Source organism: Massilia sp. KIM, from assembly GCF_002007115.1.
Lineage (GTDB): Bacteria > Pseudomonadota > Gammaproteobacteria > Burkholderiales > Burkholderiaceae_D > Telluria.
Map to the genome: position 1 here is coordinate 433,305 of NZ_MVAD01000003.1, position 23,993 is coordinate 457,297.

At 64.4% G+C, this 23,993-nt stretch carries 17 protein-coding genes and 4 tRNA genes; 5 read left to right on the forward strand and 16 right to left on the reverse strand.

The window, feature by feature from the left end; genetic code table 11:
* Window positions 1-73: 73 nt before the first annotated feature.
* Window positions 74-994, reverse strand: coding sequence for a LysR family transcriptional regulator (locus B0920_RS22210; RefSeq protein WP_078034949.1), 921 nt, complete (start codon window positions 992-994; stop codon window positions 74-76).
* Window positions 995-1,134: 140 nt separating this feature from the next.
* Between B0920_RS22210 and B0920_RS22215 the strand changes: the two genes are divergently transcribed.
* From B0920_RS22215 to B0920_RS22235, 5 genes are all read left to right on the forward strand, one after another.
* Window positions 1,135-1,890, forward strand: a complete 756-nt coding sequence (locus B0920_RS22215) for an SDR family oxidoreductase (RefSeq protein ID WP_078034859.1) — start codon at window positions 1,135-1,137, stop codon at window positions 1,888-1,890.
* Between the two features lie 56 nt (window positions 1,891-1,946).
* Complete coding sequence (locus B0920_RS22220; protein ID WP_078034860.1) at window positions 1,947-2,645, forward strand: pirin family protein; 699 nt, start codon at window positions 1,947-1,949, stop codon at window positions 2,643-2,645.
* Between the two features lie 10 nt (window positions 2,646-2,655).
* Window positions 2,656-3,696 carry an alcohol dehydrogenase catalytic domain-containing protein gene (locus tag B0920_RS22225; RefSeq protein WP_078034861.1) on the forward strand — a complete coding sequence of 347 codons (1,041 nt, stop codon included), beginning with the start codon at window positions 2,656-2,658 and terminating at the stop codon, window positions 3,694-3,696.
* 53 nt (window positions 3,697-3,749) lie between these two features.
* Entirely contained in the window at window positions 3,750-4,880 is a 1,131-nt protein-coding gene (locus tag B0920_RS22230) for an MFS transporter (protein WP_179119266.1), read from the forward strand.
* A gap of 257 nt (window positions 4,881-5,137) precedes the next feature.
* Entirely contained in the window at window positions 5,138-5,425 is a 288-nt protein-coding gene (locus B0920_RS22235; protein ID WP_143745874.1) for a hypothetical protein, read from the forward strand.
* Window positions 5,426-5,495: 70 nt separating this feature from the next.
* On the opposite strand, the gene rpoC is transcribed toward B0920_RS22235, so the two are convergent.
* From rpoC to B0920_RS22310, 15 genes are all read right to left on the reverse strand, one after another.
* Window positions 5,496-9,746, reverse strand: coding sequence for a DNA-directed RNA polymerase subunit beta' (gene rpoC, locus B0920_RS22240; protein WP_078034864.1), 4,251 nt, complete (start codon window positions 9,744-9,746; stop codon window positions 5,496-5,498).
* Between the two features lie 223 nt (window positions 9,747-9,969).
* Entirely contained in the window at window positions 9,970-14,079 is a 4,110-nt protein-coding gene (gene rpoB / locus B0920_RS22245) for a DNA-directed RNA polymerase subunit beta (protein WP_078034865.1), read from the reverse strand.
* A 290-nt stretch (window positions 14,080-14,369) separates the two neighbouring features.
* A complete protein-coding gene (gene rplL / locus B0920_RS22250; RefSeq protein ID WP_078034866.1) occupies window positions 14,370-14,750 on the reverse strand; it encodes a 50S ribosomal protein L7/L12 in 381 nt (126 codons plus the stop codon).
* Window positions 14,751-14,819: 69 nt separating this feature from the next.
* Entirely contained in the window at window positions 14,820-15,344 is a 525-nt protein-coding gene (gene rplJ / locus B0920_RS22255) for a 50S ribosomal protein L10 (RefSeq protein ID WP_078034867.1), read from the reverse strand.
* Between the two features lie 342 nt (window positions 15,345-15,686).
* On the reverse strand, window positions 15,687-16,382 hold the full coding sequence (rplA, locus tag B0920_RS22260) for a 50S ribosomal protein L1 (protein ID WP_078034868.1): 696 nt from the start codon (window positions 16,380-16,382) through the stop codon (window positions 15,687-15,689).
* On the reverse strand, window positions 16,382-16,813 hold the full coding sequence (rplK, locus tag B0920_RS22265) for a 50S ribosomal protein L11 (RefSeq protein ID WP_078034869.1): 432 nt from the start codon (window positions 16,811-16,813) through the stop codon (window positions 16,382-16,384). Before rplK ends, rplA begins: the two co-directional genes overlap by 1 nt.
* Window positions 16,814-16,923: 110 nt before the next feature.
* The gene (gene nusG / locus B0920_RS22270) at window positions 16,924-17,532 is read right to left on the reverse strand and encodes a transcription termination/antitermination protein NusG (RefSeq protein WP_078034870.1); all 609 of its coding nucleotides are present in this window, start codon (window positions 17,530-17,532) and stop codon (window positions 16,924-16,926) included.
* Window positions 17,533-17,535: 3 nt separating this feature from the next.
* Window positions 17,536-17,922, reverse strand: coding sequence for a preprotein translocase subunit SecE (gene secE / locus B0920_RS22275; protein ID WP_078034871.1), 387 nt, complete (start codon window positions 17,920-17,922; stop codon window positions 17,536-17,538).
* Window positions 17,923-17,958: 36 nt separating this feature from the next.
* Window positions 17,959-18,034 (reverse strand) — tRNA-Trp (locus tag B0920_RS22280).
* Window positions 18,035-18,139: 105 nt separating this feature from the next.
* Window positions 18,140-19,330, reverse strand: a complete 1,191-nt coding sequence (gene tuf, locus B0920_RS22285) for an elongation factor Tu (protein ID WP_078034771.1) — start codon at window positions 19,328-19,330, stop codon at window positions 18,140-18,142.
* An 85-nt stretch (window positions 19,331-19,415) separates the two neighbouring features.
* A tRNA-Thr gene (locus tag B0920_RS22290) sits at window positions 19,416-19,490 on the reverse strand.
* 35 nt (window positions 19,491-19,525) lie between these two features.
* A tRNA-Gly gene (locus B0920_RS22295) sits at window positions 19,526-19,599 on the reverse strand.
* Between the two features lie 34 nt (window positions 19,600-19,633).
* Window positions 19,634-19,718: transfer RNA gene (locus B0920_RS22300), tRNA-Tyr, on the reverse strand.
* A gap of 584 nt (window positions 19,719-20,302) precedes the next feature.
* Window positions 20,303-21,826: an HDOD domain-containing protein gene (locus B0920_RS22305; RefSeq protein ID WP_078034872.1), complete on the reverse strand. Its 1,524-nt coding sequence runs from the start codon at window positions 21,824-21,826 to the stop codon at window positions 20,303-20,305.
* A 3-nt stretch (window positions 21,827-21,829) separates the two neighbouring features.
* Window positions 21,830-23,482 carry a tetratricopeptide repeat-containing response regulator gene (locus B0920_RS22310; protein WP_078034874.1) on the reverse strand — a complete coding sequence of 551 codons (1,653 nt, stop codon included), beginning with the start codon at window positions 23,480-23,482 and terminating at the stop codon, window positions 21,830-21,832.
* Window positions 23,483-23,993 lie beyond the last annotated feature (511 nt).

Consider the following 23,993-nt stretch of genomic DNA (forward strand, 5'->3'; position numbering starts at 1 on the left):
CTTGTAAACTGGATGAATGGCGGAGATCGGCGCAGCTTCCTATTGTGGAATCACCATCCACTCACAAGGATAATCACCAGTCCACCACCTGCCATTCGGGCTCGCTCAGGTGGCGCACGAAGAACTGCAGCAGCGCGTCCACCTTGGCCGGCCGGGTGCGGGCCGAGGGCGTGACGAAGTACAGGCCGCCGCGCGGCAGTGTCCAGTCCTTCAGGATCGGCACCAGGCTGCCGTCGCGGATCTGGTCGGCCGCGATGAACTCGGGGAATTCGGCGATCGCCAGGCCGGCCAGCACGGTGGGCAGCAAGGCGTCCGCATTGGTCACTCGCAGCGGCCCTTCGGGCTTGACGTTCACCTCCTCGCCGGCGGCATTGGTGAAGCGCCAGACGTCGCTGCGCGCGCGGTAGGCATAGCCCAGGCAGGCATGCCCCGCGAGCTCGGAAGGATGCGCGGGCGTGCCGTGCTGCTCCAGGTAGCCGGGCGAAGCCACCACCACCGGCGACACCGCGCACAGGCGGCGCGCCACCAGCGAGGAATCGGGCAGCACCGCGATGCGCAGCGCGGCATCGAAGCCCTGCCCCACGATGTCGACCTTGGCGTCGCTCAGGTGCAGATCGACCGAGACTTCCGGATAGGCGCGAAAGAAGGCGGGCATCAGCGGCGCCACCCAGCGCAGGCCGAAGGACATCGGCGCCGCCAGCCGGATCAGGCCGCGCGGCCGCGCCGCCATCTCGCGGGCCGCGCCCTCGGCCTGCTCCGCTTGCAGCACCAGATTGCGCGCGTTCTCGGCCATGCTGTGGCCGAACTCGGTCAGGGCCAGTTGGCGCGATGTGCGGTTCAGCAGGCGCGCGCCCAGCCTTTCCTCCAGCCGCGCCACGGCGCGCGACACGGTCGCCACCGACACGTCGAGCGCGCGCGCGGCGCCGGCGAAGGAACGTTCCTCGGCCACCTTGGCGAACATCGCCAGTCCTTCGAAGTCGGGCAGTGTCGCCATCGCCTTGATACCCTCCAAATTTGCAATGATGGTTTGCGTTCCTTGCTATTTTAAAACCACCAAGCTCCTCGGTACGATGCATCACATCGGGCAAGCACACAGCCCGCTACGAACCGACAACCCAAGCCAAGGAGCTCATCATGAACCGCAAACTCGACAACAAAATCGCCCTGATCACCGGCGCCACCAGCGGCATCGGCCTGGCGGCCGCCAAACGCTTCGCCCTCGAAGGCGCGCAAGTCATCATCACCGGCCGCCGCCAGGCGGAACTCGACGCCGCGGTGGCCGCCATCGGCCACGACGCCGTCGGCCTGCGCGTCGACTCGGGCGACCTGAACGCGCTGGACGGCCTGTACGACGAGATCCGCGCCCGCTTCGGTCGTCTCGACGTCCTGTACGCCAATGCGGGCGGCGGTTCGATGCTCCCGATCGGCCAGATCACCGAAGAGCAGTTCGACGACACCTTCGGCCGCAACGTCAAGGGCACCCTGTTCACGGTGCAGAAAGCCCTGCCCCTGCTGTCCCAGGGCGCCTCGGTGATCCTGACCGGGTCGACCGCAGCCAGCAGCGGCACCCCGGCCTTCAGCGTCTACGCCGCCAGCAAGGCGGCAGTGCGCGCCTTCGCCCGCAACTGGATCCTGGACCTGAAGGACCGCGCCATCCGCGTCAACACCATCAGCCCGGGCGCCACCCGCACTCCCGGCCTGGTGGAATTGGCCGGCGACGACGCCGCCCAGCAGCAAGGCCTGCTCGACTACCTGGCGTCGCAGATCCCGCTCGGCCGCGTGGGCGAGCCGGAAGAAATCGCCAAGGCCGCCGTGTTCCTGGCCTCGGACGACTCCAGCTTCGTCAACGGCGCCGAACTCTTCGTCGACGGCGGCCAGGCCCAGATCTGAGACCACGCAAGCGCGCCGCCAGGGCTGCGAGTCCGCGGCGCGCCAGGGAGACCATCATGATCGAACACCGTCCTTACGCCGCGCTTGGCGGCAGCAAGCTGGCCTGGCTCGACGCCCGCCTGCACGTGGCCATCAACGGCATGGGCCGTCCCGAGCATGGCGCCATCGGCCCGCTGATCGCCTGGAACGACGACGAATTCGCGCCGCACTCGGGATTTCCGCTGCACGGCCACCGCGACGTCGAGATCCTCACCTACGTGCGGCGCGGCGCCATCACCCACGAGGACAGCCTGGGCAACCGCAGCAGCGTGCAGGCCGGTGACGTGCAGGTGATGAGCGCAGGCAGCGGCATCCGCCACGCGGAATTCAACCTCGGCGACGAGTCGACCGCGCTGTACCAGATCTGGCTGCGGCCACGCAGCAGCGGCGGGCAGCCCGCCTGGAGCACGCGCCGCTTCCCGCGCGCCGAACGCAGCGGCATGTTCAGCGTGCTGGCCAGCGGCTATCCGGAGGACCTGGGCGCCCTGCCGGTGAACGCCGACGCTCGCCTGCTCGGCGCCGTGCTGCGCCAGGGCAGCACCATTGAGCATCGCCTTGCCAAGGGCAAGCGCGCCTACCTGGTGCCGACCCATGGCCGCGTGATGGTGAACGGCGTTGCGCTCGAGGCGCGCGACGGCGCCGCCATCCATGAGGAACCCCTGCTGAGCATCAGCGCCCTCGACGATACCGACCTCGTGCTGGTCGAAGTGAACTAAGGAGAACACCATGCGCAGCATCCACTATCACCGCTACGGCAATCCGGAAGACGTCCTGCGGGTCGACCACGTGCCCGAGCCGCCGGCGCCGGGCGCGGACGAGGTCCTGATCCGCGTCCTGTTGCGCCCCGTGCATCCGGGCGACCTTCTGGGCGTATCCGGCCGCTATCGCGCTCCCGGCGACACCGCGCCGCTGCCGGAAGGCGGCGCGCGTCCCGGCTTCGAAGGCATGGGCCTGGTCGAGGCCGTGGGCGCGTCGGTGCAGGCCGAGGGACGCCTGCGTCCGGGCATGCGGGTCGCCTTCTTCCCGGGCCGTGGCGCATGGGGCGAGCGCACCGTGGTGGCGGCCGAATTCGTGACCGCCCTGCCGGATGCGGTGCCGGACGCCATCGGCGCGCAACTGCACGTCAACCCCCTGACTGCGCAGATGCTGCTGCGGGCGGCGCGCGAGGCCGGCGTCGGCCCGCAGGGCGCGATGGCGATCACGGCGGCCGGATCGGCGGTGGCCAAGCTGCTCGCCGCGCTGGCGCTTGACGCCGGCCTGCCCGTCATCGGCCTGGTGCGCAGCGGCGCGGGCGTGGAGGAACTGAAGGCGCTGCATCCGCGCCTGCCGGTCGTCGCCACCGATCGCGAGGACTGGCGCGAGGCCTTCGAGCGCGCGCTGGACGGCCGGCCGCTGCGCGCCGTCCTGGACGCCATCGGCGGCCCGCTGCCGAGCGAACTGTTCCTTTCCCTGGCGCCGGGCGGCAGCCTGGTGATGTACGGCGACATGACAGGCGAGCCGCTGCGCATTCCCGCCCTGATGCTGCCGATGCGCGACCTGCGCATTGGCGGCGTGTCGGTCGGACGCTGGGCCGGGCTGCCTGCTGCGCAGCGGCAGCAGGACCTGCAGGGCGCGCTGCGGCTCGCACGGGACCATGCGGCGCTGTTCGAGGTGGCGGCCGAGTATCCGCTCGATGAGGTGTCCGCCGCGGTCGCGCATGCCCAGCGACCGGCCAAGCGCGGCGCCGTGCTGCTCGCGTCGAAGGACGAAGTTGGAGCGCAAACATGAAGGTGGAGAGGCTGCGGCCGGCAACAGGCGCGGTAGCCGGTGGCTGGCCGGCCGTGGCCTCGGTGGCACTGGCCACCTTCGTGATGGTGACCAGCGAATTCCTGCCCATCGGCCTGCTGGGCGCCATCGCCCGCGACATGGGCGAGTCCGAAGGCCACGCCGGCCTGATGGTGACGGTTCCGGGCTTCACGGCCGCCTTGGCCGCGCCGGTGGCGGCCTTGTTCGCAGGCCGCGTCGACCGTCGCACCATGCTCCTGCTGCTGTCCACGCTCATCGCCGCCGCCAACCTGATTGCGGCCTGCGCCGGCAGCTTCGCCGTGCTGCTGGCCGGCCGCGTGCTGCTCGGCCTGAGCGTCGGCGGCTTCTGGGCCTTCGCGGCGGCGGTCGGCCGCCGGCTGGTTGCGGCGGAACAGGGAAACCGTGCGACCGCCATCGTGCTGGCGGGGATCTCGACCGGCACCGTGCTGGGCGTGCCCTTCGCCACGGCGATTGGCAACAGCGCCGGCTGGCGCAGCGCCTTCGGCGTCGTGGCCATGCTGGCGCTGGCGGCCGCCGTCGCCCAACTGCGCCTGCTGCCGCGCCTTCCCGGCAGCGCGGCCTTGTCCTTGCGCAGCCTGCCGGAGTTGATGGGCCAGCGCGCGCTCCTGGCCGGCCTCGCCGCCGCCGCGCTGGTCGCGGGCGGACACTTCATGGCCTATACCTATCTCGAGCCTTTCCTGGCGCGGGTTGCCGGGATGGAGGGAACGGGAGTCGGCATGACGCTGATGGCCTATGGACTGGCCGGTGTTGCCGGCACCTTCGTCGGCGAGCGCCTCGCTGGCCGGGACGTGCGGCGCGCCTTCGTGGCCGCGGCCGTGCTGATGGCGGCAGCGCTGGGTGCTGGCGCGGTGCTCGGCGCCCATGCCTGGGCAGCGGCCGTATTGGTCGTCGCCTGGGGGCTGGCCTTCGGCGCGATACCGGTCAGCATCCAGTTGTGGATGTTCCGCGCGGCGCCCTCTCAGGTCGAAGCCAGTTCGGCCATGACGGTCACCATCTTCCAGCTCGCCCTTGGCGCCGGAGCGGCGGGCGGCGGCTGGCTGGTCGACCAGGCCGGACTGCGGTCCGCTTACGTCGCGGGCGCGTTATTGAGCCTGGCTGCGGTGGCGCCTTTGCTGGCATTTGCTTCGCTGCGGCACCGGGACTGATACCACTACGCGCCCTTGCCTGCAAGCGCTTGTGCGCACTGGGTGCAAACCCGCCGCAGAAGATACTGCTCGGTGTCATCGTTGAGGTGCCGAAGGCCCGCCTTTGTTGAGGAATGCCGATGGCGGAATGTGGCGAATTATTCGCGCAATAAAGAGGATGCTGGAGGCCGTCCAAAATGCCATCTGCCGCTCACCGATCCGTACTAAGGCTCACCGCCATCGCTCTTTGCGTATCCCCACAAGTCGCGCTCGCGGAAGTGAGCGACAAAGAGCCCGCAAGCTCCCTCTTCTGGTGTATCGGCATAGCGGCAGCACTGTTATGCCTGGTGACAGCGCGGTTCAAGCCCTGGTTGGGCTTATTGGCCTTCCTGCCTGCCGCGCTGTGGTTCACCAGCCTGTTCCTGGAAATCCACTCGCCGGACGTGGGGCCTCATCTGCTGCGAGAACAAGGCGCCGTCTATTATTGGCAAGCCTACGCATCCCTCTTCATTGCCTTGTGCGGACTGCTGCTCGGCTATGTGTGGCACAAGCGCCGCGCAGCTTGAAACGCTGCGCGCTGTTGGCGCAAAAAAAAACGGCGCCCGAGGGCGCCGTTTCCGTTAGCAACGAGGCAGATTACTCGCCGTCGCCGTGATGCTGTTCGACCGAGGCCGCAGCATTCTGCTGGTCTTCCATCGCCTGCAGCTCGGCAGCCATGTTGGCCTTCTCCTGCTGCAGCAGCGCCTGGCGCTCTTCCGCTTCCCACACTTCCTTCTCCTTGCGGGCGCGGTGGAATGCCAGACCGGTACCGCCCGGGATCAGGCGGCCGACGATCACGTTTTCCTTCAGGCCGCGCAGACCGTCGCGCTTGCCCATGATCGCGGCTTCGGTCAGCACGCGGGTGGTTTCCTGGAACGATGCCGCCGAGATGAACGAATCGGTCGACAGCGATGCCTTGGTAATACCCAGCAGCACGTTTTCGTACTGCGCCGGCAGCTTGTTGGCAGCGGTCACGCGATCGTTTTCTTCCAGCAGTTCCGAACGCTCGACCTGCTCGCCGACGATGTAGTCGGTGTCGCCGGCATCGGTGATCTGGACACGACGCAGCATCTGGCGAACGATCACCTCGATGTGCTTGTCGTTGATCTTCACACCCTGCAGACGGTACACGTCCTGCACCTCGTCCACGATGTAGCGGGCCAGCGCTTCGATACCCAGCAGGCGCAGGATGTCCTGCGGATCGGCCGGGCCGTCCACGATCATCTCGCCCTTGTTCACCACCTGGCCGTCGTGCACCAGCACTTGCTTGTCCTTGGTGATCAGGAACTCGTGCTTGTTGCCGTCCATGTCGGTGATTTCCAGACGCTGCTTGCCCTTGGTTTCCTTACCGAAGGCCACAGTACCGGTGACTTCCGCCAGCATGCCCGCGTCCTTCGGCGAACGTGCTTCGAACAGTTCGGCCACGCGCGGCAGACCACCGGTAATGTCACGGGTCTTCTGCGATTCGGTCGGGATACGTGCCAGCACTTCACCCACCGAGACCTGCTGACCGTCCTTCACCATGATCAGCGCGCCGACCTGGAAGCCGATCGTCACGGCGTGCTCGGTGCCGGCGATCTTCACTTCCTGGCCTTCGTCGTTCAGCAGCTTGACCTGCGGACGCAGGACCTTGCCCGAACCACGGCGCTTCGGATCGATCGCGACCAGGGTCGACAGGCCGGTCACTTCGTCCACCTGGCGAGCGACGGTGACGCCCTCTTCCACGTTTTCGAACTTGATCGTGCCCGCGTACTCGGTAATGATCGGACGGGTCAGCGGATCCCAGGTCGCCAGGGCGGTGCCGGCCTTGACAGCCAGGCCATCCTGCACGTTCAGGGTCGCGCCGTACGGCACCTTGTGACGCTCACGCTCGCGGCCGTGGTCGTCCGTGATCAGCACTTCGCCCGAACGCGAAATGACGATCTGGGCGCCCTTGCCGTTGGTGACGTAACGCATCGCCGCGGTGAAGCGGACGGTGCCGTTCGACTTGGCTTCCACCGACGAGGCCACCGCTGCGCGCGATGCCGCACCACCGATGTGGAAGGTACGCATGGTCAGCTGGGTACCCGGCTCACCGATCGACTGTGCTGCCACCACACCCACCGCTTCGCCGGTGTTCACCAGCAGGCCGCGGCCCAGGTCGCGGCCGTAGCACTTGGCGCACAGACCGTAACGGGTGTCGCAGTTCAGCGGCGTGCGGACCTTGACTTCGTCGATGCCGACGCGCTCGATCTCTTCGACCATGTCTTCGTCCAGCAGGGTGCCGGCTTCGTACAGGGTTTCCTGGGTTTCCGGGTTGACGATGTCGGTGCCAGCCACGCGGCCGAGGATACGGTCGCGCAGGGCTTCGATCACTTCACCACCTTCGACCAGCGCCTTCATGTGGGTGCCGTTGCTGGTGCCGCAATCGTCTTCGGTCACCACCAGGTCCTGGGTCACGTCCACCAGACGGCGGGTCAGGTAACCCGAGTTCGCGGTCTTCAGCGCGGTGTCGGCCAGACCCTTACGGGCGCCGTGCGTCGAGATGAAGTACTGCAGCACGTTCAGGCCTTCGCGGAAGTTCGCGGTAATCGGCGTTTCGATAATCGAACCGTCCGGCTTGGCCATCAGGCCTCGCATACCGGCCAGCTGGCGGATCTGGGCTGCCGAACCACGGGCGCCCGAGTCGGCCATCATGTAAATCGCGTTGAACGATTCCTGGGTGCCTTCGGTGCCGTCGCGCTTGGTGACCGGCTCCACTTTCAGCTGGTCCATCATCGCCTTGCCGACTTCGTCCGAGGTCTTGCCCCAGATGTCGACGACCTTGTTGTAACGCTCGCCGGCGGTGACCAGACCCGAGGCGTACTGCTGCTCGATCTGCTTCACTTCCGCTTCGGCGGTCGCGATCATGGTCTTCTTGACGTCCGGGATCAGCATGTCGTCGACGGCGATCGAGATGCCGGCGCGGGTCGCCAGGCGGAAGCCCGATTGCATCAGCTTGTCGGCGAACACGACGGTCGCACGCAGGCCGCACTTGCGGAACGACGTGTTGATCAGCTTCGAGATCTCTTTCTTCTTCAGCGCGCGGTTCAGCACCGAGAACGGCAGGCCTTTCGGCAGGATCTCGGACAGGATCGCACGGCCGACCGTGGTCTCGTAGCGGGTCAGGGTCTGCTCGAATTCACCGGTTTCCTGGTTCTTCGGGAACTCGACGATACGCACCGTGATGCGGGTCGCCAGCTCGACTTCCTTGTTGTCGTACGCGCGGATGACTTCCGACACGTCCGGGAACATCATGCCTTCGCCCTTGGCGTTGATCGCCTCGCGGGTCGCGTAGTACAGACCCAGCACGATATCCTGGGACGGCACGATCGACGGTTCGCCGTTCGACGGGAACAGGATGTTGTTCGAAGCCAGCATCAGGGTGCGGGCTTCCATCTGGGCTTCGATCGACAGCGGCACGTGGACTGCCATCTGGTCGCCGTCGAAGTCGGCGTTGAACGCCGCGCAGACCAGCGGGTGCAGCTGGATCGCCTTGCCTTCGATCAGGACCGGCTCGAATGCCTGGATACCGAGACGGTGCAGGGTCGGCGCACGGTTCAGCATCACCGGGTGCTCTTTGATGACCTCTTCCAGGATGTCCCAGACCACCGGCTCCTGCTGTTCGACCAGCTTCTTGGCGGCCTTGATCGTGGTCGCCAGACCCATCAGTTCCAGCTTGTTGAAGATGAAGGGCTTGAACAGTTCCAGGGCCATCAGCTTCGGCAGGCCGCACTGGTGCAGTTTCAGCTGCGGACCGACCACGATGACCGAACGGCCCGAGTAGTCGACGCGCTTGCCCAGCAGGTTCTGACGGAAACGGCCGCCCTTACCCTTGATCATTTCAGCCAGCGACTTCAGCGGACGCTTGTTGGCGCCGGTCATCGCCTTGCCGCGACGGCCGTTGTCCAGCAGCGAGTCAACCGCTTCCTGCAGCATGCGCTTTTCGTTACGCGTAATGATTTCCGGAGCGCGCAGTTCCATCAGGCGCTTCAGACGGTTATTACGGTTGATGACGCGGCGGTACAGGTCGTTCAGGTCCGAGGTGGCGAAACGGCCGCCATCCAGCGGGACGAGCGGACGCAGCTCCGGCGGCAGAACCGGGAGCACTTCCATGATCATCCACTCGGGCTTGATGCCCGAGCGCTGGAATGCCTCGAGCACCTTCAGGCGCTTGGCGTATTTCTTGATCTTCGCTTCCGACTTCGACTCTTTCAGCTCGACGCGCAGCGATTCCGCTTCGCGGTTGATGTCGATCGAGCGCAGCAGTTCACGGATGCCTTCGGCGCCCATGAATGCGGTGAAGTCGTCGCCGTACTCTTCGTATTTGGCGGCGTAGTCGTCTTCCGACATGATCTGGCACTTCTTCAGCGGGGTCATGCCGGGATCGGTCACGACGTATGCTTCGAAGTAGAGCACGCGCTCGATGTCGCGCAGGGTCATGTCCAGGACCATGCCCAGACGCGACGGCAGCGACTTCAGGAACCAGATGTGCGCGACCGGCGAGGCCAGCTCGATGTGGCCCATGCGCTCACGGCGCACCTTGGCCAGGGTCACTTCCACGCCGCACTTCTCGCAGATCACGCCGCGGTGCTTCAGGCGCTTGTACTTGCCGCACAGGCACTCATAGTCCTTGATCGGGCCAAAGATCTTGGCGCAGAACAGGCCGTCACGTTCCGGCTTGAACGTACGGTAGTTGATGGTTTCCGGCTTCTTGACTTCGCCGTAGGACCACGAACGGATTTTCTCAGGCGAGGCGAGGCCGATCTTGATGGCGTCGAAGCTCTCGTTTTGCTGAACTTGCTTGAATAGATCGAGCAGTGCTTTCATGTATCACTCCAGGTGATTGAATTCTTTACTGAGTACTACTACCGCCGCTTCTCACCGATTTTCGCCGGTGCTTGCTTGAACCACTACCCCTAAAACCGTCATCCCGGCGCAGGCCGGGATCCAATTTCGTCGGCTGTTCACCGAACTTGGGCCCCGGCCTGCGCCGGGGCGACGTTCAGGAGCAGCAGGCCATGCCCGAAGGCGGCGGCCATGCCGGCCCTGCTTAGCTGCGCTCGAGATCGATGTCGATACCCAGCGAGCGGATTTCCTTCACCAGCACGTTGAACGATTCCGGCATGCCGGCGTCGATCACGTGGTCGCCCTTGACCAGGTTCTCGTACACCTTGGTACGGCCATTCACGTCGTCCGACTTCACAGTCAGCATTTCCTGCAGCACGTAGGACGCGCCGTAGGCTTCCAGTGCCCACACTTCCATCTCACCGAAGCGCTGGCCACCGAACTGGGCCTTGCCGCCCAGCGGCTGCTGGGTCACCAGCGAGTACGGACCGGTCGAGCGGGCGTGCATCTTGTCGTCCACCAGGTGGTGCAGCTTCAGCATGTGCATGTAGCCCACGGTGACCTTGCGCTCGAAGGCTTCGCCGGTGCGGCCGTCGTACATGGTGACCTGGTTCTTCGACGGGGTCATGCCCAGGTGGCTGGCGATCTCGTCCGGGAAAGCCAGGTCCAGCATGCGGCGGATTTCCTCTTCGTGGGCGCCGTCGAACACCGGGGTCGCGAACGGCACGCCGTTCTTGAGGTTGTTCGCCAGGGTCAGGATCTCTTCATCGCTGAAGCTGTCCAGGTCTTCCTTGCGGCCGGTTTCGTTGTAGATCTTGCCCAGGAAGCCGCGCAGTTCTTCGGCCTTGGCTTGCGCCTTCAGCATGTCGCCGATGCGCAGGCCCAGGCCCTTGGCTGCCCAGCCCAGGTGGGTTTCCAGGATCTGGCCGACGTTCATACGCGAGGGCACGCCCAGCGGGTTCAGCACGACGTCGGCCGGGGTACCATCGGCCATGAACGGCATGTCTTCCACCGGCACGATGCGCGAGACCACACCCTTGTTACCGTGGCGGCCTGCCATCTTGTCGCCCGACTGCAGGCGGCGCTTGACGGCCAGGTAGACTTTGACCATCTTCTGCACGCCAGGCTGCAGCTCGTCGCCCTGGGTCAGCTTCTTGCGCTTCTCTTCGAAGGCCAGGTCGAACTGGTGGCGCTTCTCGTTGATCGACTCCTTGATCGCTTCCAGTGCGTTGGCGGTCTCGTCGTCGGCCGGACGGATGTCGAACCAGTGGAACTTGTCCAGGTCCGCCAGGTACTCGGCGGTGATGGTCGCGCCCTTGGCCAGCTTCTTCGGCCCGCCGTTCACGACTTTACCGATCAGCATGCGCTCCAGACGCTGGAAGGCGTCGCCTTCCACGATACGCATCTGGTCGTTCAGGTCCAGGCGGAAGCGCTTCAGCTCGTCGTCGATGATCTGCTGGGCGCGCTTGTCGCGCTGGATGCCTTCGCGGGTGAAGACTTGCACATCGATCACGGTGCCGACCATGCCCGAAGGCACGCGCAGCGAGGTGTCTTTCACGTCCGAAGCCTTTTCGCCGAAGATCGCGCGCAGCAGCTTCTCTTCCGGCGTCAGCTGGGTCTCGCCCTTCGGGGTGACCTTACCGACCAGCACGTCGCCAGCCTGCACTTCGGCGCCGATGTAGACGATGCCCGATTCATCCAGGCGCGCCAGCTGGTTCTCGGCCAGGTTCGAGATGTCGCGGGTGATTTCTTCCGCGCCCAGCTTGGTGTCGCGTGCGACCACCGACAGTTCCTCGATGTGGATCGAGGTGTAGCGGTCGTCCTTCACGACGTTTTCCGAGATCAGGATCGAGTCCTCGAAGTTCAGGCCGTTCCACGGCATGAAGGCCACCAGCATGTTCTGGCCCAGGGCCAGTTCGCCCAGGTCGGTCGATGCGCCGTCGGCGATCACGTCGCCACGGGCGACACGGTCACCCACCTGCACGATCGGACGCTGGTTGATGTTGGTGTTCTGGTTGGAACGGGTGTACTTGATCAGGTTGTAGATGTCCACGCCGACTTCGCCAGCCTGCGCTTCGTCGTCGTTCACGCGGATCACCACACGGCCGGCGTCGATGTAGTCGACCACGCCGCCGCGCAGGGCCTGCACGGTGGTGCCCGAGTCGACCGCCACGGTGCGCTCGATGCCGGTGCCGACGAAGGCTTTCTCCGGACGCAGGCAAGGCACGGCCTGGCGCTGCATGTTGGCGCCCATCAGTGCACGGTTCGCGTCGTCGTGCTCGAGGAACGGAATCAGCGAAGCCGCGACCGACACGATCTGGCCCGGGGCCACGTCCATGTACTGGATGCGTTCCGGCGAGACCAGGATGGTTTCGCCGGCTTCACGGGCCGAGACCAGTTCGTCGATCAGCTGACCTTCGTCGTTGATCTTGGCGTTCGCCTGGGCGATGATGTAGCGGCCTTCTTCGATCGCCGACAGGTATTCGATCTTGTCGGTGACCTTCGAACCCTCGACCTTGCGGTACGGGGTTTCCAGGAAGCCGTATTCGTTCAGGCGGGCATACAGTGCCAGCGAGTTGATCAGGCCGATGTTCGGGCCTTCCGGCGTTTCGATCGGGCACACGCGGCCGTAGTGGGTCGGGTGCACGTCGCGCACCTCGAAGCCGGCGCGTTCGCGGGTCAGGCCGCCCGGGCCCAGGGCCGAGACGCGGCGCTTGTGGGTGACTTCCGACAGCGGGTTGGTCTGGTCCATGAACTGCGACAGCTGGGACGAACCGAAGAACTCGCGGATCGCGGCCGAGATCGGCTTGCTGTTGATCAGGTCGTGCGGCATCAGGTTGTCCGCTTCGGCCTGGCCGAGGCGTTCCTTGACGGCGCGCTCGACGCGCACCAGGCCGGCGCGGAACTGGTTTTCGGCCAGTTCGCCCACGCAGCGCACGCGGCGGTTGCCCAGGTGGTCGATGTCGTCGACTTCGCCGCGGCCATTGCGCAGCTCGACCAGGATCTTGATCACGGCCAGGATGTCGTCGTTCGACAGGGTCATGTCGCCGGTCAGTTCGTCACGGCCGATGCGGCGGTTGAACTTCATGCGGCCCACGGCCGACAGGTCGTAGCGCTCGGCGCTGTAGAACAGGCCGTTGAACAGGGCTTCCACCGATTCTTCGGTCGGCGGTTCGCCAGGACGCATCATGCGGTAGATCGCCACGCGGGCGGCGGTCTGGTCGGCGGTGTCGTCGGTGCGCAGGGTCTGCGAGATGTAGGCGCCCTGGTCCAGGTCGTTCGTGTAGAGCGTCTGGATGTCGGTGACGTTGGCGTCGCGCAGCTTGCCCAGCAGTTCGTCGGTCAGCTCGTCGTTGGCGTTGGCGATGATCTCGCCGGTGTCCTGGTCGACGATGTTACGCGCCAGCACGCGGCCCAGCAGGTAGTCTTCCGGCACCGAAATGGTCTTGATGCCGGCGTTCTCGATGTCGCGCACGTGCTTGGCGTTGATGCGCTTGTCCTTGGTGACGATGGTCTTGCCGGTCTTCGGATCGACGATGTCGAAGCGCGCGACTTCGCCGCGCAGGCGTTCGGACACGAACTCCAGCTCGCCGCCTTCATTGCGGAGGGTGAAATTGTCGAAGACGAAGAAGTTCGCCAGGATCTGCTCCGGCGTCATGCCGATGGCCTTCAGCAAGATCGTGACCGGCATCTTGCGGCGACGGTCGACGCGGAAGAACAGGATGTCCTTCGGGTCGAACTCGAAGTCCAGCCAGGAGCCGCGGTAAGGAATGATGCGGGCCGAGAACAGCAGCTTGCCCGAGGAGTGCGTCTTGCCGCGGTCGTGTTCGAAGAACACGCCCGGCGAGCGGTGCAGCTGCGAGACGATCACGCGCTCGGTGCCGTTGATCACGAAGGAGCCGTTGGTGGTCATCAGGGGCAGTTCGCCCATGTAGACTTCCTGCTCTTTCATTTCCTTGACGACCGGCTTGGTCGGCGATTCCTTGTCCAGGATCACCAGACGCACCTTGGCGCGCAGCGGCGACGCGAAGGTCAGGCCACGCTGTTGGCACTCTTTCACGTCAAACGCGGGATCGCCCAGCACATAGGACAGGAATTCGAGGCGCGCAAAGCCGTTGTGGGACACGATCGGGAAGATCGAAGAGAAGGCCGACTGCAGGCCTTCGTTCTTGCGTGCGGACGGAGCGGTGTCAGCTTGCAGGAAGTTCTCGTAGGATTCCAGCTGGGTAGCCAGCAGGTAGGGAACGTTGTGAACGTTGGCGCGCTTCGCGAACGACTTGCGAATGCGCTTCTTCTCAGTAAATGAGTAGTGCATGGACACTCCGTGAGTGACAGAAAGGATGAGAATTCAGGATTTGCCAGTGGTGGGACGGGTCCGCCACACGCAAGGCCTGAAGCCTCGAACTTTCGCGCCAGATGAAAAGGACAAGCAAACTGCTGTGTTACGATGCTGCTGTACTGCCTTGCTGCCGCTGCTGCGGGGTGCGACAAACGTTTGCTGCAGGGACGACAAAAGAGCCAAAGCCGCATCCCCTCCCTTTCGGCAGGTTCCGCAAGCTTTGACTCCCACGCTGGGCATCCCGAAAGATGCCCGATGCGATTGTATTACTTGAGCTCGGCCTTGGCGCCAGCTTCTTCCAGCTTCTTCTTGCCGGCTTCTGCGTCTGCCTTCGGCAGGGCTTCCTTGACGACCTTCGGTGCGCCGTCGACCAGATCCTTGGCTTCCTTCAGGCCCAGACCGGTGATTTCGCGGACGGCCTTGATGACGCCGACCTTGTTCGCGCCGACTTCGGCCAGGACCAGGTTGAATTCGGTCTGCTCTTCAGCAGCAGCTGCGCCGCCGCCGGCTGCGCCGCCAGCTGCCGGTGCTGCCATTGCAGCTGCCGACACGCCGAACTTCTCTTCGAAAGCCTTGACCAGGTCGTTCAGTTCCATGACCGACATTGCGCCAACTGCGTCCAGGAACTCTTCTTTGCTAATTGCCATTTGAAACTCCAAATATATTGTGTGTGTAGTACAGGATTGGTTCTACTTGAACAAAAAGTCGCGAAGCGATTACGCTTCTGCGGCTTCCGCTGCCGGAGCAGCCGAGCCTTCGCCTTTTTGTGCTGCGACTGCAGCCAGAACTCGTGCAAAGCCCGACACCGGAGCCTGCATGACGCCCAGCAGCTGGGCGATGAGGACTTCGCGGGACGGGATGTTCGCCAGGGCAGTCACGCCAGCCACGTCGAGCGGCTTGCCTGCGTAGTTACCGGCTTTCACGACCAGTTTGTCGTTGGTTTTCGCGAAGTCAGCGATGACTTTAGCGGCAGCAACGGCGTCGTCCGAGATCGAGTAGATCAGCGGACCGGTCATGGCGTCAGCCAGCGGGGCGAACTGCGTGCCTTCCACCGAGCGACGTGCCAGCGTGTTCTTCAGAACACGCAGGTACACGCCCTGGGCGCGCGCGGTTGCACGGAGTTTGGTCAAGTGAGCAACCTGGATGCCACGGTACTCGGCGACGACGATGGTTTGCGCGGTTGCAACTTTCGCGCTCACTTCTTCGACGACTGCCTTTTTGTCATTCAGATTAAGACCCACGGTCAATCTCCTTAAATGATGCAAGCAAGAGCGCTTGCATCGGTTCGAACACGGCGTCCGAAGTTAAGAAGTCAATCTAACGCGGATGAACTCACGCAGCGTGGACTACAAAACTTGTTCGGGTACACCATCTGCGTTGGGTGGTCTATTAACCTCCGGCTCAACCTCTGCTTTCGGCCCAACGGTCTTTGATTGCCTGCCGGAGCGGTGTTTTGCTCCGACAGCCCAAAGATGCGCCTTGCGGTGAAACTACAAGGACTTGATTCTTTAAAAACCTACCTTGGGTCCCCGCCTTCGCGGGGACGACGGTGGTGCTGCGCACCGCCGTCGCGGATCACCCTATCAGGCCGCGATCGAAGCGTGATCGACACGGACGCCAGCGCCCATGGTCGACGAGATCGCGACCTTGCGCAGGTACACGCCCTTCGAGCTTGCCGGCTTGGCCTTGTTCAGGGCGTCGATCAGCGCGACCAGGTTGGTCTTGAGCTGTTCGTCGGTGAACGACTTGCGGCCGATGGTGGCGTGGATGATGCCTGCCTTGTCGGTACGGTACTGCACCTGACCGGCCTTGGCGTTCTTCACGGCGCCAGCGACGTCCGGGGTCACGGTGCCGACCTTCGGGTTCGGCATCAGGCCGCGCGGGCCCAGGATCTGACCCAGGGTACCGACGATACGCATGGTGTCCGGCGAAGCGATGACCACGTCGAACGGCATGTCGCCGGCCTTGACGCGTTCTGCCAGGTCTTCCATGCCGACGATGTCGGCGCCAGCGGCTTTAGCAGCCTCTGCCTTGTCGCCCGAGGCGAACACGGCGACGCGCACGCTCTTGCCGGTGCCAGCAGGCAGCACGACGGAGCCGCGGACGACCTGGTCCGACTTCTTCGGGTCCACGCCCAGTTGCACGGCGACGTCGATCGACTCGTTGAACTTGGCGGTTGCGAATTCCTTGACGATTGCCAGGGCGTTGTCGAACGCGTACACCTTGTTACGGTCGACTTTCGCTCTCATTTCTTTGACGCGCTTGGACAGCTTAGCCATTACACACCCTCCACCGTGATGCCCATCGAACGTGCCGAGCCGGCGATGATACGCACGGCGGCGTCCATGTCGGCAGCGGTCAGGTCCGGCTGCTTGGTTTTTGCGATTTCTTCAGCCTGGGCGCGGGTCAGGGTGCCGACCTTGTCGGTATGCGGCTTGGCCGAACCCTTGGTGACGCCAGCGGCCTTCTTGATCAGGTAGGTTGCCGGCGGGGTCTTCATCACGAAGGTGAAGGACTTGTCGGCGAACGCGGTGATCACGACCGGAATCGGCATGCCCGGCTCGAAACCTTGGGTCTGGGCGTTGAACGCCTTGCAGAATTCCATGATGTTCAGGCCACGCTGACCGAGTGCAGGACCGATCGGAGGGGACGGGTTTGCTTTACCAGCCGGAACTTGCAGCTTGATAAAGCCAATAATTTTCTTTGCCATGAATGGCTCCTAATTGGCATTGAGTAGTAGCGCCCCACCGCGACTACTCGCTGGCGGGGCTCCTCTTACCGGATTCCGCCTAGCTGCTGCGACGCTCCGATTACGGCGTTTTAGACTTTCTCTACCTGCCCGAACTCCAGTTCCACCGGAGTCGCGCGGCCGAAGATGGTGACCGAGACACGCACCTTCGACTTTTCGTAGTTGACTTCCTCGACGTTGCCGTTGAAGTCGGTGAAGGGGCCTTCCTTGATACGCACTTGCTCGCCCACTTCGTACAGGACCTTGGGCCTCGGCTTTTCGACGCCTTCCTGGACCTGCTGCATGATCTTGTCGATCTCGCGCGCCGGGATCGGCGTCGGCTTGTTCGACTTGCCACCGATGAAACCGGTGACCTTGCTGGTGTTCTTAACCAGGTGCCAGGTCTCGTCGGTCATTTCCATTTCGACGAGGACGTAGCCCGGGAAGAAGCGGCGCTCGGAGACGGCTTTCGAGCCGTTGCGCATTTCGACGACTTCCTCGGTCGGAACCAGGATGCGGCCGAACTGTTCCTGCATGCCGGCACGCTCGATGCGTTCGGTCAGGGCGCGCATCACGCTCTTTTCCATGCCCGAGTAGACGTGCACGACGTACCAGCGCTTGTTGCTGACCGGGACACTCAGCGGCGCACCAGCGTCAGATGCCGGGACATCGCCCGGCACGTTATCTTGGTTTTCGCTCATTGTTTATTTCCAACCCAGGATCACGTCGTACAACAGGAATTCGAGGATCTTATCCGTGCCCCACAGGAAGATCGCCATCACGACCACGAAGGCAAACACGATGCCGGTGATCTGGGTGGCTTCGCGGCGGGTCGGCCAGACCACTTTCTTGGTCTCGCGCACGGACTCCTTGGCGAAGTTCAGGAAATCGCGGCCGGAGGCGGAGGTCCACAAAAGCAGGACAGCAAAAACTAAACCAGCCACGAGGGCGCCTGCGGCGACCAAGGCTGGTTTGTTCTGGCCGGTCAGGTAAAAGAACCCGACCACACCTGCAATCACAGCAACCACCGCCAGAGCAACCTTGAACTTGTCATTCGAGGTGCTGACAGTTTGCACGGATTGATTAGACATTCTTGTTTACTTTCGGTGCTGCGCACCAGAATTCGGTGGCAGGGGCGGAGGGAATCGAACCCGCGACCTTCGGTTTTGGAGACCGACGCTCTGCCAATTGAGCTACACCCCTACGAAAACTTCTCGTTGAATCCAGCATTATACACGGTACACGCGTACCGGACAATGCTGTTCGAGGGAAACGGAAGTTTCTCCGCTTCCCCCTGCATCGACTTAATTAGGCGATGATCTTGGCAACCACGCCGGCGCCGACGGTACGGCCGCCTTCGCGGATTGCGAAGCGCAGACCTTCTTCCATCGCGATCGGAGCGATCAGCTTGACGGTGATCGACACGTTGTCGCCAGGCATGACCATTTCTTTGTCGGCCGGCAGCACGATCGAACCGGTCACGTCAGTCGTACGGAAGTAGAACTGCGGACGGTAGTTGTTGAAGAACGGGGTGTGACGGCCGCCTTCGTCTTTCGACAGGACGTACACTTCGCCGGTGAAGTCGGTGTGCGGCTTGATCGAGCCCGGCTTGGCCAGAACCTGGCCGCGCTGGACGTCTTCACGCTTGGTGCCGCGCAGCAGCAGACCGACGTTGTCGCCTGCCTGACCCTGATCCAGCAGCTTGCGAAACATTTCCACGCCGGTGCAGGTGGTCTTGACGGTGTCAACGATACCGACGATTTCGATTTCTTCGCCGACCTTGATCACGCCACGCTCGACACGACCGGTCACCACGGTGCCGCGGCCCGAGATCGAGAACACGTCTTCCACCGGCATCAGGAAGGCGCCGTCAACGGCACGTTCCGGGGTCGGGATGTAGCTGTCCAGCGCTTCGGCCAGACGCATGATGCAGTCTTCGCCCATTTCGCCAGCCTGGCCTTCCAGGGCCATACGTGCCGAACCCTTGATGATCGGCAGGTCGTCGCCCGGGAACTCGTACTTCGACAGCAGCTCGCGCACTTCCATTTCGACCAGTTCCAGCAGTTCTGCGTCGTCGACCAGGTCGCACTTGTTCAGGAACACGATGATGTACGGAACGCCAACCTGACGCGCCAGCAGGATGTGCTCGCGGGTCTGCGGCATCGGGCCGTCAGCGGCCGAGCACACCAGGATCGCGCCGTCCATCTGCGCAGCACCGGTAATCATGTTCTTGATGTAGTCGGCGTGGCCCGGGCAGTCAACGTGCGCGTAGTGACGGTTCGCGGTCTCGTACTCGACGTGCGCGGTGTTGATGGTGATGCCGCGTGCCTTCTCTTCCGGAGCCGCGTCGATCTGGTCGTATGCCTTGGCTTCGCCGCCGAACTTCTTCGACAGAACGGTTGCGATCGCAGCCGTCAGGGTGGTTTTGCCGTGGTCAACGTGACCGATGGTGCCGACGTTGACGTGCGGCTTGGTCCGTTCGAATTTTTCCTTTGCCATTTCAGACTCCTAAGATCTAACGATTTTTTTGAGAATTACCAGGCACACCTGACGGACGAGTATTGCGGACTGCCGTACAAAATTCTGGTGCCCTTGACGTGGATTGAACACGTGGCCTCTCCCTTACCAAGGGAGTGCTCTACCACTGAGCTACAAGGGCTTATTTTTTGCGGCTAGATAACTCACCGCACAAACTGGAGCGGGTGAAGGGAATCGAACCCTCGTCGTAAGCTTGGAAGGCTTCTGCTCTACCATTGAGCTACACCCGCGAGGTACAACTTTCAATTCCTTCGACTCTTCTTTTGGTGGTGGGGGCTGGATTCGAACCAGCGTACTCAGAGAGGGCAGATTTACAGTCTGCTGCCTTTAACCACTCGGCCACCCCACCGCGAAGAACCGCAGAGTATGAAGCAATCTCAACGTATTGTCAACTATTTCGCCGCAGACTTTGTCTGCCTCGCATAGCAGCGTTGCTTCGGGGCGTGATTGTATAGGGCAGGCTTGAAAGCTGCAAGGGCTGTTTTGTGTGGAGTGCAAAAAAGGTGGACGTGGGGAATGGCGGGTTGGATGGGGTCGCTTGAACTTGGGCTCCCGCCTGCGCGGGAGCGACGTGGAGGCGCTTCAGCGACGTGCAGGCGCTTCATCTAAAGGGACTTGTAGCGATCTGCCAGGTAGGGCATACGCGCTTTGGCCAAGGCAGTTGTAGCGAACGGCTACGCTACGTACACCAGGGCCTGCTGCACGAGACTTGGGCTCCCGCCTGCGCGGGAGCGACGTGGAGGCGCTTCAGCGACGTGGAGGCGCTTCAGCGACGTGCAGGCGCTTCATCTAAAGGGACTCGTAGCGATCTGCCAGCTACGGTGACCGCGCTTTGGCCCAGGCACTTGTAGCAAACCGCTACGTAAACTCAGGGCCCGCTGCACAAGAACGTCGCCCCCGCGCAGGCGGGGGCCCAAGTTCCCCAACCGGCACCTAGGGCGCCAGCGCCGCCAGCACCTGTCCTTTCAGGGCCTTGATCAAGGACGTCTCATCCGGCGGCACGCCCTCCGGCGCGATCTCGGTACGGTCCGCGTAGAACAGCCCGAGCTGGGCCTTCCCCACCACCAGCGGCAGCACGATGAAGCTCCTGGAATCCGGCAGCAGCTCCTTGTGCCAGGCCGGCAGCAGGTCGCGGATCTTGGGGCTGCGCGCATCCGAGATCATCAGGTCGGCATCGTTCTCCATCGCCAGGTGGAACAAGTCCTTGCCGCCCGCCGGGAAGGCGAAGCCGGCCTGCAGCCGGTCGCTGCCCTCCCCCAGCGACACCCGGGCCCGGTATTGGCTGCTGCGCGCATCCTTCAGGCACACGGTGGCGAAGCGGAAGCCCAGTGCGCCATACAAGGTCTCGAGCACACCCATGATCACGTCGTTGACCTTGCCCCGCCCCGAGGCGCGCAGCTGGGTCACATCCTGCACCCCGGCCAGCAGCAGTTCGCGCGCATTCTTCGGCTTGCCGCTCGGATAAGTCCCCTCCAGCACTTCCTCGCCCGCATCCAGCGTCGCCAGCAGCAGCACGTTGGGCAGGCCGCTCGGCTCGGGCGCGGTCTTGGGCGCGGGCTCCATGTTCATGCTCTGCAGCAGGGCGCTCATGCCGTCCTGGACATTGGCGAACAGGCTGTCCATGCGCGCCTGGTCGAGGTCGAGCGCCTCGCCGTAGCGCTGCAGCAGGCCGAGCGCCTCCGGGGTGGCGGCCGGCTCGTGGCTGCGGCCCATCAGGCGCGCGATGTCCAGGCCGAAGGACGCCACCTGGCGCATCCACTCGCCGCGGTTGCTGGCGACCTGGAGCGCGGTCGGCGGCAACGAGGCCTGGGCGCGCACGATCAGGTCGGGAATCTTCCATTCCGCCAGCACCGCCTGGGCCAAGGCGTCGTAGCTGCAGCCCAGGATCAGCTGCGAAGCCTGCCCCACCGTGTGCTTGCCGGCCGCGATCAGGGCGGCGATCTCGCGGTAACGGTCGTGCTCGTGGCAGGCCACCAGCAACTGGCCCAGGTTCTTGAACAAGGCGCAGATGGCCGCCTCTTCCGCGCCCTGGTAAAAGCTGTGGTGGGCCATCTCGCGCCCGACCAGGCTGGCGCACAGGGCCGCCTCGAGCTCGACCCGGACGCTGCCGGCGTGCTCGCCGGCGTCCAGGGCGTCGACCAGCAGCATGGCCAGGGCGGTGGCGCGGACGTTGTCGAAGCCCAGCAGGGAAATGGCGCGCGAGATGGTGGTCACCGGCGTGCCGGACACGGTGCGGTAGTGGACGGTGTTCGACAGGCGCAGGATGCGCTGGGTCAGGGCCACGTCCGACACCACGTAATAGGCCAGGTCGTGGGCGCCCTTGTCCTCGCCGGAGGCCATCTCGACCACGCGCGCGATCGCGGCGCCGAGGGCGAACATTTCCTCGTTACCGCAGACCTTTTGCATCAGCGCCGCGCGCACGCGGCGGGTGACGCCCTCCGGTGGCAGGGTGGTCATGGCTTAGCCTACCTTCTGGAGCGGTGCGGCGCTCTTGCGCGGCGCCGCCCTGTTGTACTTCTTGAGCACCTGCTGGTGCAGGGCCGCGAGCGCGCCCAGCTTGGCATTGCCCGGATCGAGCTGGCGCACCTTGCCGATCAGGGCCGGCACCTGCTGGCCGAGGCGATCTTCCCAGCCCTGGTGCTCTAGGCAGCGCAGCACGGCCAGGGCGGCGTTGAAGGCCACCGCCGGATTCTGCGGCAGCTTGGCCGCCGCTTCCAGCATCAGGCCGACCGCGCCCTTGTAGTCGCCGCTGCGGGCGCGGGCGGCGCCGTCGGCCACCAGGTCGACCACGTGCTGGCGGCTTTCCTGGGCCAGGGTGCGCGCCAGTTCGCCGTGGCCGGCCTGCTCCAGCACGCCCATGGCGCGCAGCACCATGGCGTCGTTGGCCGCGTTGCGCATCACGTCGCGCACGATGTCGCTGGCGCCCTCGGCCATGTCGTTGTCGAGGCAGGCGCGCGCCAGTTCCAGCTTGATGTCAGGCGAGAGGTTGGGCGCGTCCTTGGCCGCGTCCAGCGCCGTGTTCAGGGACTCGTTGAGGCGGGTCTCGTTGCCCGTGTACTCATGCAGCAGGGCCGATGAGATCGCGCTGCACAGGGCGGTATTGGGACGCCCGCCCATGGAACGGTCGAGGTCGCGGATCACGGCGGCGGCGGCCACCGGGTCGCCCTTGCGCACCAGGGTGCGCACCAGCTTGACGTGGTCCTCGGGATCGCGGAATTCGGAATACTTGGCCTTCTCGACCACCTTGCGCAGCGCCTTCTCGGCGGCCTCGGTGTCGCCTGCCTCGAAGGCGGTCTCGCCCAGGGTGCGCAGGCGCCGCACGGCATGCGGCGAGACCGCCACCGCCTCGTGCAGCACGGTCTTCGACTTTCCCAGGTCACCCACCGCCGCATGGGTGCGCGCCAGCCAGTCGTAGGCGTCGACGAAGGTCTGGTTGCTGGAGACCAGGTCTTCCAGGATCTCGCGCGCTTCCTCGTAGCGCTGGCGCACGAACAGGGTCTTGGCCAGGCCCAGGCGGGCCCAGGCGATGGCCTTGGCTTCCACCAGCTGGCGGTAGATCGGCTCGGCCTGGTCGGCCTCGCCCAGGAACATGTGCAGCTCGGCGCGCAGGCGCAGGAAGTCGATGGCGTAGCGCGGATACTGGGCCTGGCCCTCGATGCAGGCGGCCAGCGCCTCCTGCTGGTCGCCCGCTTCCATCAGGGTATACACAGGGAGGAAGGCGTTGCGGCGGTCGAGGGCGCGCGCGATGCGCTCGAGCAGGCGGTCGGCGGTGAAGGGCTTGAGCACGTAGTCGGTGGGCGCCAGCTCGGCGGCGCTGACCACCTTGCTGTGGTTGCCCTCGGCGGTGACCATGAAGAACATGGTGGCGAGCGCCATCAGCTTGTGGTGGCGCAGGTCCTCGAGCAGCTGCTGGCCGTCCTGGCCGCCTTCGAGGTCGTACTCGCACAGCACCAGGTCGAACTGGCGCAGCCCGAGCTGCTTGACGGCCTGGTTGGAGCTGCTGGCGTGCTCGATCTTCGTCAGGCCGCACATGTTGAGCATGCTGTGGATATTGGCGCGCATGCCCGAATGGGGCTCGATGATCAGGGCGGTGAGGCCTTCTAATTCGTTCATGTTGTTCCGTTAAGCCTGCGTTGGGCATCCCGGCCGCTGCTGCATGGGCGCGCGGCGTCGGTCCAGTATATTACGGCACGGAACTAAAAATACTTAGAATGGGTAGCCAAACAGTGCTGCGTGGAAAAAAACGACAGCCCTAAGCCTAATATTGTTCAGTTAGCAGAAAAACCGTCGCCCCGGCGAAGGCCTGGTCGGCCACGCCGGGGCCCAAGTTCGGCGGCTCGACAGCTCGGAGAACTTGGATTCCGGCGTGGCCGACCAGGCCTGCGCCGGAATGACGTGTATGCGCTAACTTAACTGCATTACAGCCCGAGGCCGGCTTAGTTGCCTGGATTGAAAGCCGCCGCCTGGCGCAGCGGAGCGCGGCGGCCGTTGATGCATTCGCCCTTGGGCGCGCCGATCAGGATGTTCTGGTAGCGCACTTCGTACTTGCCGGCCGCCAGCTTGTCGATCAGGAAAGTCTCGCGCGCGCCGACAAAGGCGTGGCGCACGTTGGCGCGGCGGTCCA